This is a genomic window from Wolbachia endosymbiont (group A) of Norellia spinipes (assembly GCF_964273535.1).
The window spans coordinates 1,401,112-1,415,570 of record NZ_OZ187006.1; the positions used below are offsets into that span (position 1 = coordinate 1,401,112).

Genomic DNA, 14,459 nt, shown 5'->3' on the forward strand with positions numbered 1-14,459 from the left:
TTCTCTTTTGTCCGGCAAAAACCCACCAACTTGCGCATTCCATAAGGATATGACCTGCTTTGCTGTGATATTATTCATAAATGCCAATTAATTTGAAAAATTTATAGCGCTTTATATTATAATACTTTATCAATCAAAAATAAAAAGAGAAAATGACCGTGCTCAACATACAAAATAACGCTACACTTTGCAAACAGTGGATATTCTTAGCAGTATGTGCTCTTGCTTGCTCTGGGTTACTGTCAATAATTGTTATTTTTTTACGATTGCCTTTTATCTCCTCTCTCGTTCCTTCTGCACAATATATCTTTGATAATGCGCTGGTGATACACGTGAATTTGTCAATTTTGGTGTGGATGTGCTCTATAATATCTCTGCTCTTTATCATAAACCTACAAAATACCAATAGTTGGTTTAACTTTTCATGGGTTCTATCAACCCTTTCGATGCTGCTGATGTTTGTATCTGCATTCGTTCCAAACACTGAAGTTATCAAAAGTAACTATATTCCCGTGTTACAAAACAAATTATTCTTATTTGGTCTTGGTTTGTTTACCACCAGTATATTAGTAAATGCAATGCTAGCATACACATCAAAAAAAGAGGTTTCATTTCTCTCTGTGGGGCAAGTTGGGCTGGTTATTACACTTGTTTCGTCATTTCTTTGCTTTGTTTTAGCATATCAAAATATGCCTCCAGGTCTATATCACTCAGATAAGAATTTGTTTTACGAATATCTCTTTTGGGGAGGCGGACATTTATTGCAGTTTGCTTTTACTCAAGGAATGTTTTTAGTCTATTTAATAATGTTAAGCGATGCTAGTTTAGCTTCAAGCAATAAAATTACTATTTTACCACTATTTATAAACACAATTTTGGCTATGGGTGCATCGTTTATATATTTTGTTTATCCAATTGATAGCGCCAAGTTAATACAGTTTTTTACTTGGCATATGAGAATTGCTGGAGCAGTTTTGCCGTGCTTTTTGATAATATTAGTGTGCTGCAACATCAGGACTTTTACTAATGATAAAAGCAACTATTTATTACATTCATTTTTATTGTTCATTTATGGAGATGTGCTTGGAGTGCTGACTATTGAAGGAAATGTCACCATTCCCGCTCATTATCATGGTTCTGTAGTTGGGATCACTATAGCTTTTATGAATTTCATTTATTGGCTGTTACCTAAATTAAACTTTAAAGAGGTAAAAAGTTCCATGGTAAGATTACAGATTTATGCTTACAGTGTGGGGCATTTTCTCCATATTACTGGACTTGTATGGCTTGGTGGATATGGTGCCTTAAGAAAAGTTGCAGATCTGCCAAGTATTTCATCAATGTTGGCACGTGCTTGTTTTATTGCGGGTGGAGCTATATCAGTTATTGGTGGAATGTTGTTCGTAATAATTGTGCTTTTACATCTGTTAAAACGCAAAGCGCGTACCAACTAACCCATAGAAACGAAAAAACTTACTTGACAAACTCCGCCAGCCCCCTTATTATGACAATAAGGGTATTTATGACTCAAAACTTGTTTTTGACCTGCAGGCTCAATGACAAAATTCAGTAAAAAACTCAGGTATTTATTGGCGGATTACATAAAATTATAGCGGCTGCATGTCTTTTAAATTTTTTCTACATTCAGCCAAATCGCGCTTATTTTAAGCGTTAGCACATTATTACAGCGCCACTTACAGTAATATAGAGTCAAAACTCGCACCACGGGGCTTCTTTTGCCTTTTTTTCCGCTTGGTAAATTTCTTAATGTTTGTAGCTAAAGCAATTTAAGAGACCGAAAATGGTGTCATTCCAGCGCGTGAAGCTGGAATCTAGTCTTTATTATGCAGCCACTTATTTAAAGTTAAGTTTTCTGGATCCAAGTAGTCAAGCTACTCGGATGACACCTTGACAATCGTCATCCTGCTACGTGTTAGCGGATGAGATACCGCGAATGAATCGCGGTATGACGTAGGATTGCTGTCATCCCGCTGCTTGTTAGCGGGATCTATGTGAGATACCGCGGCAGTGTGACGGTTCGCGGCGGAATGACGATAACCTCGTCATTCCGCTACTCGTTAGCGCCGTGGCGGTATGACGTCTTAGCTATAGTTAACAATAGAAGCAAAACTCATCATTTTGAAAGAGGAGGAGATTTTTCTGGATCCTCAGCGGGGATTGATTTTGGATCTGATAATTCTGTATTTACCTTGATTGGCTCTAATGGAGTTTTCTGCTCTTCCGGTTTATCGTCTGGAATTGGAACAGGCCAATCCATAATGTTTTGCGGTATAACTTCTGCTTCTTTAGCTTCTTTTTGACCTGTTGAAGATGGTGTATCAACTCCTGCATTTTTAGTAACTTCTTGTTTTAGTTGTTTATTTTCTTCTTGTAATTGCTTTAAATTTTTCTTTAACTCGTCAATCTCTCTTATTTTTTGTTTTAATTGTTCAGATATAGTTAGTTTGTCTCTAGTCAATTTTTTGTTTTCTTGTCTTAACCCACTAGCTATTCTGCTTGAGTTGTTGTTTACAGCTTGTGTACCTTGGTCTTGCTGCTGCATGCTTGTTCCTCTACTTTCATATTCAACTTCAGTTTGAGTTGCCTGACCTTTTTCCTGCTGTAATATGTTCTGCAGTTGCTCTAGACTCTCTTTGACAGATGCCAGCTCTTCCTGTGTACACGTTAACATCCCTTCCTTTTCCTTAAGCTGTTGTTTAAGCTTATCTATTTCTGATTGTTGCTTTCTGAACGATGTTGAATCTGTACTTTTTGCTCTTAATTGTCTAAATAAATTTTCCTTTTCTTCTGCCAATTTTTCTATTTGCTCAGTCAGCTTATCTTTATTATCGATAAATTCAATCTCAGCTTGTTTTAGTTTACGGGTTAAATTTTCAATATACTCACTATCTTCGTTTTTTACTTCCGAATACTTTGCCCTTAAATCTTGAAGCTTTCCTTCTAATTTCTGGCTCTCTCTTACTATCTGCTGTATCTTTTCATCCTTCTGCTTAATTTCTTTTCTCAAACTCTCTATTTTCTCATTTTTCTCCACTTCTTCTATCTCATCTGCAAGAGACTTTTTACCTATACCAGATTGCTGAATTGCCATTTCTAAATCTTCTTTTTCTTTGTACAGTTGATTTAATTCCTTAACTAACTCTTGATTCTTTAATTGCTCTTTACTCATAAGCGACTCAATTAAAGTACCTTGTTCCTTTATTCTTTGATTTTTTTCAGATATAACTTGCCGTTGTTCATTAACTTCATCTCTCAAGAAGTCACGTTCTAATCTTAGATCCTCAAGCTGCTTTGCCTGCGCTGCAAAATATTTAGCAAATGTTTCTTTTTCTTTCTCTAATTCCTCAATTTCGTCTACTTCACCTTTTGCTCCTTCTTGTTCATGCTCTTCTTCATCACTAGACATATCATCCTCAAGTATTTCATCTTCATCACTAAATTCACTAACACTAGAGAAAGAACTTCTACGTGAAGAAGGTGTGCTAGGAGAGGAATACCCACTGCTGCTTGGTGTAGGTGACTGTGGTGATATATGTGGATCTTTTGTAAATATTTCCTCTGCTGGTACTTGCTGATCGTCTACACTCCTGGACATGTCAGTAAAAGCTTGATGCAGAGTTTTTCCATTGATAAAAACTTCTTTATTCTGCTCAACTAATTTTAATATTTTATCTTTTATTTCCTCTGGTGTGAACTTTAAATCACCAAACTTTGGCTCACCAATGACACTTTGTATACCACTAGAATCCAATTTTACGATCATGCTACAGTCTATGCTGTTACCTTCAGAATCTTTAGCCTGCCAGTTAATGGTCATTTCACATGAGCTTGAACCAGTAAAATCATAGTGCCTTTCGCTGCCTTTTTTGGTCGCAGTTATTTGACTATCTTTCTCTAAAGATATGTTATAAACCTTACCTTCTCTGCTGGCTCTTAAAATATTGCTAATTTCTATTGGTTTTTCTTCATTTTCAAATCTAATTTTGAAGTCGTTATCTTTTGTTGAATACGCTAAGAAATTTTGACCAGGCAGAGACGACTTAAGTTCTTTATGCATTGTGTTTATTGATTGCTCAAATTTTTGGAACTCCTTTTCCCACTTTAAATTTATCTGTCCTGTAATGTCCTCATCTTTGCGTAAAGGACCAATAAAGTACCAGATTAAATTTTCTTCCTCCAGTCTTTTAATAAAATCCTGAAGATCGTTGCAAGATTCAATGACACTTAGAATATCATTTTTCTTCTGTTCATCTACATTTAGACTTTGATTCTCAGCTATAAATACATTTTCGTTTTCCTGTGGCATAATTTTGCATCTTTAAAAAGTATACTATAATATTAACAGATTTTTTTTAAAAAATCAACTAATCGTTGAGTAAATAAACTTGAGCACTTGTCCATTATGTTATATAGTAGTTACTCCTTAAGCAGTGCAGTATGGACAATACCATTATAAGAAAATACGATATTAGAGGTATAGTAGGCAAAGATTTGCAGATTAATGATGGGTACGAGATAGGTAGAAAGTTTGGCCAAACCGTAGCTAGTGTTTGTGTCGGCTACGACAGCAGAATAGATTCACCAGGTATAGAAAGAGAATTAATTAGGGGCTTAACTTTATCCGGTGCAAATGTTATACGCGTTGGACTATGCTCTTCACCTATGCTCTACGCTGCAACACAAATCACGCAGGCGGATCTTGGTATTGTAATAACCGCTTCTCATAACCCAAGTGAATACAATGGCTTTAAATTTTTTAGTAATAAAAAAGTCTTCTCAGATCAAGAGATAAAGGAAATTATAAGCAATCCAATTAAAGACAGTACAAGGATTGGAAGCTTAATTAACATAAATATATATAGTGAGTACATTCGCATATTAAAAAGTGCAGTGAAGAACGATACTACACAGAAATTAAAAATAGCCTGGGATTGTGGAAATAGTCCAGCAAGTGGAATTATAAGGTATATTGAAAAGATCTTGCCTGTTCATACACACATCGTAACCAATAACTCTATAGATGGGGCATTTCCACTGCATGATCCAGATCCCATAGAGGAAAAAAATCTCGCTCAATTAATTGACATTGTGAAGGAATATGGATGTGATCTTGGCATTGCGCTAGATGGCGATAGCGATAGGGTGCGCTTAATTGATAATAAAGGCAGTGTTGTTTCCAATGACCATTTATTTATAATTTTTGCACGTGAAGTGTTGGAGGAATATCCAGAAAGCAAAGTTATTGCCAACGTAAAAATGAGTATGAAAGTGCATGATTTTGTTAGTAAGTTAGGAGGGCAAGTTATTACCTGCGCTACTGGACATTCACTAGTTAAGAAGAAGATGGTAGAGGAAGAGGCAAAGTTTGCTGGTGAATTAAGCGGGCACTTCTTCTTTTCTGAGCTAGGTTTTGATGATGGGCTATATTCTGCTGTTAAAGCAGTTGACATTTTGCTTAAGAAAAACCAAAGCCTATCTCAGGTAATTGAGGATTTACCGAGGTTATATATCACTCATGAAGTAAAGATTGTAGTGAAAGATGAGAAAAAATTTCAAATAATTGAATCAATAAAGAAAATACTGGAGAAGCAAAATATTGTATTTTCAGATCTTGATGGTGTTAAAGTAACCGATAATAAAGGTTGGTGGCTTCTTAGGGTATCAAATACGCAAAACTGCATTACAGCAAGATGCGAAGGAGAGACTTTAGAAGGTTTTGAACTTACTAAAAAGGTTTTGTTCCATTACATTGATGAAGCAAGGTCTTTAAATTGTAGCTATTCACAGAAATAAATTTGATTTATAAAATTGGCATGAAAGTATAAAGATAAATAGGCTAAATGTACTTATCACCTGGTCAGGCTGCAGCATTATTTCGTGTAACCGTTTGCGGGTCCACTTAATTCTGCAATTCTTTGATCTCACTCATGGAGAGGCCAGTAAACTTAACAATAGTGGTGACATCAACATTATTAGCCAGCATTGTTTTTGCAACTTCAATTTTTCCTTCCTTTTTAGCATCATCAAGTTTTTGTTCAAGAACAGCCCGTTCATCACGAATACGTTTTATTTCCTGTTCGTAGGCAATAAATTCTTTCTCTGACCAGTTGAATCTATTTAGTTCTTCATATGCCTTTTTAATTATTACATCACTACCTATTATCTTTTCCAATTCTTCTTCGCTAGTTTCATCTGCATATTTAAAATAATAGATCCATTTTTCAACTATACTCTCCAATTGGTCTTCTTTAGTTTTAGGAAATTTTGGTAACTCAATAAATGTAAAATAAAAATCTTTTAAATCATGTTCATAGCTATCTTTGTCTAACATTACATGATCTGACTTATACTCAGATTTATTAGGAAAGAGAATACAATCAGCAATAGCAATAAAGATAATTTCTTTAAGATTATGATATTGATCACCTTTATCAGCTTGCCTTGAATAAGCTTTAGCAGCGTAATATTGAGCGCGTTTTTCAAAGCCTTTAGTTTTGGCAACTTGCATTTCGACTATTACTTGCACCCCATTTTCATCCCTGCAGAGTACATCAACGATACTTTGTTTTTTAGAGGCAATTTCAGCATCTTGAATAGTGCTGAGGAATTCTATTTCTTTTATTTCATCTTTGCCAGTGAACCCCAAAATATCATTGAGAAAGTGAATGAGGATGTCTTTATTTTTTTCAGTACCAAAAATACGCCGGAACGCAACATCATTCTTGGGTCGAGAAATTTAGAAAGAGCCATAAAAAAATTTTTAAATGTATCTTTATATTATATATTCTTATTGATAATAATTCAATAATTTGTCATCTTTTTTGTTGACTTTACTGATGTTGCCAGAAGGAACGTTGTTGCAAAATTTTGTAAAATTTATTATCCTAAGGTTTCAAGTCTTCACAGGTTTATTGGAACTATATGTACAATGTGTTTATCAGTGAAAATCCGGAGAAAATGATGGGGGAAAAGTTAATACATTACTTTAGCCAGGGTAAATGCGAAGGCAATGCAGAAATGAAAAATCTGCTGGGAGGAAAGGGGGCAAATTTAGCAGAAATGTGCAATGTTGGCATTCCTGTTCCACCTGGTTTCACAATTTCCACCTCTGCTTGCAAAGTCTATTATCAAGACAATAGATCTTCTGTCATCCAAGTAGCTGACTACTCGGATCCAGAAAAAAATGTGGTCACGCACTGGAATGACATATGTAGTGAAATCAAAAACTACATGGCGATGCTCGAAAATGACATCGGTTGTAAGTTTGGGGATTTAAATAATCCCTTATTAGTTTCAATACGCTCTGGTAGTGTTAGTTCAATGCCGGGCATGCTTGATACTATTTTAAATGTTGGTCTAAATGATGAAACCGTTGTTGGGCTTGCAAAAAAAAGTGGCGAACGTTTTGCTTACGATAGCTACTGCCGCTTCATTATGATGTACTCCAATGTTGTACTACAGCTTGACCATCACCTATTTCAAGATGTTGTTGATAATAAGCAGCAAAAGAGTGGAGCAAAAAGCTTAGCTGATCTTGATGTTGATGTTTTAAAGAGAATTGTTAACAATTTCAAAAGGATAGTACATGAAAAAACAGGAAAACATTTTCCGCAGAACGTTGAAGAGCAATTGTTAAACTCAGTTAATGCAGTATTTACCTCTTGGAAAAATGATAGGGCTGTTTCCTATAGAAGAATACATAACATTCCTGAAAACCTTGGAACAGCGGTCAACGTGCAAGCAATGGTTTTCGGTAATTTAAATGATAATTCTGCAACTGGTGTGATATTTACACGAAATCCTTCAACTGGAGAAAAAAAGCTTTTTGGTGAGTTTTTGGTTAATGCTCAGGGTGAGGATGTGGTTTCTGGTGTTTATACTCCTATGCCAATTGACGGAGAGCAAGAAAACACCATGGAGAAGTTGCTGCCAAGTGTCTACCGAGAATTATGTGTGGTATGTGAAAAACTTGAAAGGCATTATAAAGACATGCAGGATATCGAATTTACTGTGCAGGACGGTAAGTTATGGATTTTGCAGACTAGATCTGGCAAGCGCACGGCTGAAGCTGCTATTCGCATAATAGTTGATATGGTAAACGAAGGAACGATTACAAAAGAAGAAGGAATATTGAGAATTGATCCAAAAACTTTTGACAATTTATTGCATCCAGTTCTTGACGTTAAGAGTGACCAAAAAGTAATAGGGAAGGGACTGCCGGCTTCTCCAGGGGTTGCTTCTGGATATGTAGTGTTTAGTGCAAGTGATGCTGAAAAAGCTGCAGAGCAGGGTAAAAAAGTGATTTTAGTAAGGTCAGAAACGAGTCCTGAAGATATTAATGGAATAAATGCTGCAAGTGGCATAGTAACAGCACGGGGAGGGATGACCTCGCATGCTGCTGTTGTAACCCGTGGAATGGGTAAGCCATGCATTTGCAGTGTAAGTGGACTTTATATCGATAAAGATGGAACTTTCTTTTCTGTGGGGGATACAAAAGTAAATAAAGGTGAACCAATTACCATCAACGGAGGAACAGGGGAGATTATGCTTGGCATTCTTCCTACAATTTCACCTGAATTATCGCAAGAATTCAAAACGATAATCAACTGGATAGATGAAATCAAAACGGTCAAAGTGAGAGCGAACGCTGATACTCCAAAAGATGCAAAAATTGCAAAAGAATTCGGTGCAGAAGGTATAGGCTTATGTCGCACAGAACATATGTTTTTCGTTAGTGATAGAATCGAATTCATTCAAAAGTTGATAATAGCTGACGATGAAAATGAAAGGGCAAATGCGCTCATTAAACTGGAAGAAATGCAAAAGTCTGATTTCAAAGAAATATTTTCTATTATGGAGGGTAGGGAAGTCACTATACGGTTGCTTGATCCACCCTTACATGAATTTTTACCCAATAATCAGTCTACTATAGAAAAAATCGCCAAATCACTTAGTAAGTCAGTTGAATCAGTAAAAAATAAAATAGCACAGTTGTCAGAAAAGAACCCAATGCTTGGCCATCGAGGTTGTAGACTTGCCATTTCTCATCCTGAAATATATAGCATGCAGATTAGGGCAATACTTAGTGCTGCAAATGAGCTAAAAAAGGAAAAAAGTGTAGAAATCAAGCCTGAGATCATGATCCCTTTTATAATGAATGAGAAAGAATTTATTCTGATATGCGAGCTAGCAAAGAAAGAATCCTCTGTCATCTCAGCTGGAATCCAGACGCAGATTCCAGCGTCACGCGCTGGAATGACATCAGACAAGGCTTATTCAATTGGAACGATGATAGAACTACCAAGAGCAGCACTGATTGCTGATAAGTTAGCAAAACATGCAGAGTTTTTTAGTTTTGGCACTAATGATTTAACGCAAACAACCATGGGACTTTCAAGAGATGATTCAGTTAATTTCCTCGATTCTTATAAGGAAAGCAATATATTTGACAATGATCCATTTGAAGTGCTGGACATCGAAGGGGTAGGGGAGTTAATCAAGATAGCCATTGAAAGAGGCAAAAAAACCCGAAAAGAAATAAAACTAGGTATATGTGGAGAGCATGGAGCAGATCCAAAATCTATAGAGTTTCTCATCGAATCAGGGGTGGATTATGTTTCATGCTCACCCTATAGAGTACCGGTTGCAAAGTTAGTGGCAGCACAGTTTAGTGTAAAATCTAAGTTTGTTGGGTAAGTGAGAAATATAGCAATAATATAACCACTGGTGACTTTCCTCACTTAGACAACTGTGTCAAGCACTGGAATGACACCCTACTTAACCGTTATACCGCCGCGGCGCTAACACGTAGCGGGATGACGATTGTCAGGGCCAGCGCCTCTATGATGTCATCCCAGTGCCCAGACTACTTGGATCCAGGAAAAAGAATGATGTCATGTAAGTAGCCTCCTTCTTCTGTCATCCCAGTGCTCCTTTCTCGTCATCCCAGTGCCCAGACAATGGGATCCAGGAAACTTAACTTTAAATAAGTGGCTGCATAATCAAGACTAGATTCCAGACTGGGATGACACCCTACTTAACCGTCATACCGCGATTCATTCGCGGTATCTCAGCCGCTAACAAGAGATCCCGCTAACAAGTAGCGGGATGACGAATTACTATCTACACCGTCATACCGCCGCGGTATCTCTTAGCCGCTAACACGTAGCGGGATACTTAACCGTCATACCGCGATTCATTCGCGGTATCTCAGCCGCTAACAAGAGATCCCGCTAACACGTAGCGGGATGACGGTTGTCGTTTAGCCATAAATATTTAAGAAATTTACCAAATGAAAAAAAAAGGCAAAAGAAGCCCTAGTCATTGTCTATTTTCAGTATTTGGCGTTTTTTAAGTCTTAAACACTGCAATTTAGCTGCTTTTAATTGCAACTAACCTACGCTGCAAATGTTTAAGAAATTTACTAAGCAGAAAAAAAGGCAAAAGAAACCCCGTGTTAGCTAGTTGTCACTCTCTAATCCTGCAAATTGGCGTACTATACTGTCTTAAACGACTTATAAGCGCGTTTCAGCTTATATAGGTAAAAACCCAGAAATGTTGTGAAGACATAGAGTGCACATAGTGCAAAAAATTAAAAATAAGACGCCAACTACGTTGTTTTCTTGCTGTTTAATCTGCACAGATGAAGATAACTGAATACGTTCAGTTTCATGATAAGGGGGCTGGCGGAGTTTGTCAAGTAATTCCGTTCCTTATGGGTAAAAAAAAGAGAAACTCTAAGTTGCAGCCGCACGATGTTTCTCTTTTCTGCTGTTGATGATTATTTCGCCTATTGTAACTGCTGCTAAAATAAAGCAGTAATATACCTGTGTTAATAAAGAAACAGGTGATACAAAGGCGATGCTACCTGCCAGCAATAGTTGAGAACCATAAGGTAAGATGCCTTTTGTAGCACAAGCAAAAATATCTAATAAGTATGCACTGCGGTATGGTACAATATCGTGTTTCTGTGCGAGTCTTTTTGCAATGCCACCACTTAGTAAAATAGCAATGGTATTATTGGCAACTAAGGTAGTAAACATAGACGCAATTCCTGCTATCAAAAATTCAGCTTTAGTTTTTGTGATATTGCTTTCATCGATGAGTTTATGCAACGCTTTTTGACCTTGTTTGTACATGATATGGCTCAACCCACCGATAAATAGAGCAAATATTACTATTTCGTTTACTTTTTTGAAACCGTCGTACACGTCATGAGGAAATTGAACGATGGCATAATCAAAAAAAGCTATTCCTAGCACACCAGCAATAATTATGTTTACAGTTATTGTTACTAAAGTGGTGACTTCAAGCAGCCCCATGATTATTAAAGAAATATAAGGAATAATTTTTATTATAGAATAATAATCTAAATTTGATATAGAAATAATTTTTGTACTACTTGAAATCACTGCCAGATAGGTGAGTGTTATAATACCTGCAGTAAATGCAACCTTAGAGTTTATTTTAAGTTTATCTTTTGCTGAAGCTCCCTGTGAAGAAACAGATGCAATGGTGGTATCAGATATCATTGAGAGGTTGTCACCAAACACGGCACCACCTACTACAGTTGCAGTTCCTATTTCAAGGCCAAAAGCTCCACTTTTTGCCAGATTAACAGCTATAGGTACCATCAGCGCAACAACTCCCATAGATGTACCAATTGCAGTTGAAATAAAAGCAGAAGCCAAAAATACTCCAGGCAGCATTAATCTTGCTGGAAGGAAATTAAGAATTAAATTAGCAACAGTGTCTGCGCTACCAATTGATTGAGTAACCGCAGAAAATGCTCCAGAAAATAAAAAAATTAAACACATAGTAAGGGTATTTTTGTCACCCATGCCCTTGATAACAGTATCGATGTTATGCTGAATTTTATTTGTACCACGTGAGACAGCAAAAAATAGCGCTGGTAACAAGCAGATTACTGGTGAAACCTGATGAAGTGGATTATCAGTTCCGATAAAAGAAAAATAAGCACCACTTCCAAGGTACAAGATTAAAAAAACAATCAAAGGGACAAAAGCTGTCATTTTACTGTACCTCAAACTTACGACTATAACTAATTAAGTGGTTTTAAGCAAGTTTGGTTTTCACTAGTTTTGCAGGAAGTTGACAGCAGAGTTTTAAACTTCATATTTAATCTACTAAATAAATAGCACATGTAGCCGAAGGGTTTATATCTTGTGCTATACTTTATTTTATGTCATGCAAACAGTTGATATTAGCATACATCCAAATAAAGTAATGGAGAATATAAAAACCATATCAGTAAAAGACGATAACGTTAGGCTGGATAGGTATATCAGAAGAATCTTTCCTGATCTAAAGCAATCTGTAATTGAAAAATCTTTAAGGAAAGGGTTAATCAAAGTTGATGATTGCAAAGCAAAGTCTAGTGATAGAGTAAATTCTGGACAAACTATAACGCTGAAGCACTTGAATTATATTGAGAACGCTAATTCTGATCGCAAATATAATGAAAAGTTAGTGAATCTACTAAGAGAGAACATATTATATGAAGACGAATATATACTAGCTATAAACAAGCCCGCAGGGGTCATCGTTCAAGGTGGCGTAAAAGTAAAGATTAGCATGAGTGATTTGCTTGACCAAATAAGAGAGGGAGAAACATTTAAAATTGTCCATAGGCTAGATAGAGATACGAGTGGAGTGATAATATTCGCACGCAACGCTAATGTTGCCAGATACCTTATGGAAGAATTTAAAGGACGAAGAGTAAAAAAAACTTATTTAGCATTAACTTCTGGCATACCGAGCAAGGATAGTGGAACAATAGACTATCCATTGGTGAAAAAATATGTTTCAGGTCAAGAAAAAGTGGTCGTTGATGAAAATTCACCTCAGAATGCCACTACGCATTTTTCAATTATAGCAAAATCCAAACACAATGTTGCTTATTTAAAATTACAACCAATTACCGGCAGAACCCATCAGTTACGTGCACATTTAGCTCATATAAATTGCCCTATTCTTGGTGACGGTAAATATGGTGGTAAAAAAGCTTTTATTGATGGGATAGCAAATAAAATTCACCTTCATTCGCATTCTTTATCTTTAAAACTGCCAAACAATAAAGAAATCACTATCACCGCTCCTATCACTAAACACATCGAAAAATCCATTGAAGCGCTATTTTTCGACTGAAACGATTTCACCAATCAACTTTTCTGTCTTTGGCTTTAATTTGAAGCACAGATATTAGGCTAATTAATGCGCAGGCAGTAAGATAAATGCCTGCTGCAAGTTTTGTTTCGGTTTTTTCTATAAGCCACATGCATATGGATGGAGAAAGGCCACCAAATATTCCTGCAGATATGTTATGTGCGAGGCTAAAGCCCGTGCACCTAACTTTCGTTGGAAATAACTCGCAAGCAAGAGAATTATATATTCCAAAAGATGCACTTATTGGTATGGTTATTAGCCAATAAGTGGGCGTTATAACATAGTGATTATCATACGATAATAGCGAAAGTACCGGCAAACCGGCGCAAGCTAGAGCTACTAATGTAGGAATCATTACATTTTTTCTTCCAACTTTATCAGACAGTATTGCAAACAGCACTGCAGACGCTCCAAATGTAATTTCAACTATAATCCTTACTACATTTTTAATATTGATGCCTGAGAGAATAAGTTCTTTTACAGATATGTTGTAAAACATGATTGCTGAATAAACGATTGCATTTTGGGCAACGCCAAGCCCAATTGCTAGCACAAATGCCTTTTTATAGTCCCTGATTAATTCTAAAAATGGAGAATCAGATAAGCTTCTATTTTGATCATGAATTTTATATGCTAGGCTCTCTTCCATTATGTATCTTATTAAGAAGCCTATTATGCCCATAATAAAGCAGAAATAGAAGAGCAACCTCCAGCCCCAAATTTCATAATTTTCACCTGTAAATTTTTTGCAAATAGCTATCATTACAAAACATGTAATAGAACCAAGAGCACCACTAAAAGCTTTCATGCTACCTAAAAAGCCTAGATTTTTTTTATCGCTTGAATGCTCTATTAAAAAGGCTGAATTGATACTCGTTTCCCCTCCTGTTGCCATTCCTTGTATTATTCTACAAAGCAGAAGTAATATAGGAGAAAATATTCCTATTTCTTTAAATCCTGGTATGACCGCAATTGCAGTAGATGATATCGAAGCTAATATTACGGAAGTCAGCAAAACTTTCCTCCTACCGTACTTATCTCCAATGCAACCAAAAATAAACGCACCAAGCGGTCTAAATCCAAATCCAATTGCAAAACTACCAAGAAATTTGATTGTGCTTAAATAATCGCTTTCTGAAGGAAAAAAAACATTGCTTATTATATGTGTTAAAACTCCAAATAGAGTTACTTCATACCATATAATCATATTGCAGATTATGCTTGATAGTATTGCTTTTTGAATATCGTTCATG

General features: G+C 36.2%; 7 protein-coding genes and 1 pseudogene. 4 read left to right on the forward strand and 4 right to left on the reverse strand.

Features of this window, described 5'->3' with window-relative positions; translation table 11 throughout:
• Nucleotides 1-158: 158 nt before the first annotated feature.
• Nucleotides 159-1,454: a cbb3-type cytochrome c oxidase subunit I gene (locus ACFZP3_RS06790; RefSeq protein ID WP_309166004.1), complete on the forward strand. Its 1,296-nt coding sequence runs from the start codon at nucleotides 159-161 to the stop codon at nucleotides 1,452-1,454.
• A gap of 680 nt (nucleotides 1,455-2,134) precedes the next feature.
• Here ACFZP3_RS06790 and ACFZP3_RS06795 read toward each other — a convergent pair.
• Entirely contained in the window at nucleotides 2,135-4,327 is a 2,193-nt protein-coding gene (locus ACFZP3_RS06795; protein WP_386086983.1) for a hypothetical protein, read from the reverse strand.
• Between the two features lie 131 nt (nucleotides 4,328-4,458).
• Here ACFZP3_RS06795 and ACFZP3_RS06800 point away from each other — a divergent pair, with 131 nt between their 5' ends.
• The gene (locus ACFZP3_RS06800; RefSeq protein WP_386086982.1) at nucleotides 4,459-5,814 is read left to right on the forward strand and encodes a phosphomannomutase/phosphoglucomutase; all 1,356 of its coding nucleotides are present in this window, start codon (nucleotides 4,459-4,461) and stop codon (nucleotides 5,812-5,814) included.
• 106 nt (nucleotides 5,815-5,920) lie between these two features.
• Here the strand turns inward: ACFZP3_RS06800 and ACFZP3_RS06805 are convergent.
• Nucleotides 5,921-6,771: pseudogene (locus tag ACFZP3_RS06805) on the reverse strand (Rpn family recombination-promoting nuclease/putative transposase).
• Between the two features lie 210 nt (nucleotides 6,772-6,981).
• On the opposite strand from ACFZP3_RS06805, the gene ppdK reads away from it, so the two are divergent.
• Nucleotides 6,982-9,717, forward strand: coding sequence for a pyruvate, phosphate dikinase (ppdK, locus tag ACFZP3_RS06810; protein ID WP_386087117.1), 2,736 nt, complete (start codon nucleotides 6,982-6,984; stop codon nucleotides 9,715-9,717).
• A 1,040-nt stretch (nucleotides 9,718-10,757) separates the two neighbouring features.
• On the opposite strand, the gene ACFZP3_RS06815 is transcribed toward ppdK, so the two are convergent.
• Nucleotides 10,758-12,053 carry a Na+/H+ antiporter NhaC family protein gene (locus ACFZP3_RS06815; protein ID WP_386086981.1) on the reverse strand — a complete coding sequence of 432 codons (1,296 nt, stop codon included), beginning with the start codon at nucleotides 12,051-12,053 and terminating at the stop codon, nucleotides 10,758-10,760.
• A 175-nt stretch (nucleotides 12,054-12,228) separates the two neighbouring features.
• Between ACFZP3_RS06815 and ACFZP3_RS06820 the strand changes: the two genes are divergently transcribed.
• Nucleotides 12,229-13,188, forward strand: coding sequence for an RluA family pseudouridine synthase (locus ACFZP3_RS06820; protein WP_253309474.1), 960 nt, complete (start codon nucleotides 12,229-12,231; stop codon nucleotides 13,186-13,188).
• 7 nt (nucleotides 13,189-13,195) lie between these two features.
• Here the strand turns inward: ACFZP3_RS06820 and ACFZP3_RS06825 are convergent, their stop codons facing one another.
• Nucleotides 13,196-14,458: an MFS transporter gene (locus ACFZP3_RS06825; protein WP_253309473.1), complete on the reverse strand. Its 1,263-nt coding sequence runs from the start codon at nucleotides 14,456-14,458 to the stop codon at nucleotides 13,196-13,198.
• Nucleotide 14,459: the final 1 nt, after the last annotated feature.

Bases quoted from the DNA above. Each gene is read 5' to 3' on its own strand.
- ACFZP3_RS06825 (WP_253309473.1), bottom strand. From the start codon at position 14,458: ATGAACGATATTCAAAAAGCAATACTATCAAGCATAATCTGCAATATG.
- ACFZP3_RS06800 (WP_386086982.1), top strand. From the start codon at position 4,459: ATGGACAATACCATTATAAGAAAATACGATATTAGAGGTATAGTAGGC.
- ACFZP3_RS06815 (WP_386086981.1), bottom strand. From the start codon at position 12,053: ATGACAGCTTTTGTCCCTTTGATTGTTTTTTTAATCTTGTACCTTGGA.
- ACFZP3_RS06795 (WP_386086983.1), bottom strand. From the start codon at position 4,327: ATGCCACAGGAAAACGAAAATGTATTTATAGCTGAGAATCAAAGTCTA.
- ppdK (WP_386087117.1), top strand. From the start codon at position 6,982: ATGGGGGAAAAGTTAATACATTACTTTAGCCAGGGTAAATGCGAAGGC.
- ACFZP3_RS06820 (WP_253309474.1), top strand. From the start codon at position 12,229: ATGCAAACAGTTGATATTAGCATACATCCAAATAAAGTAATGGAGAAT.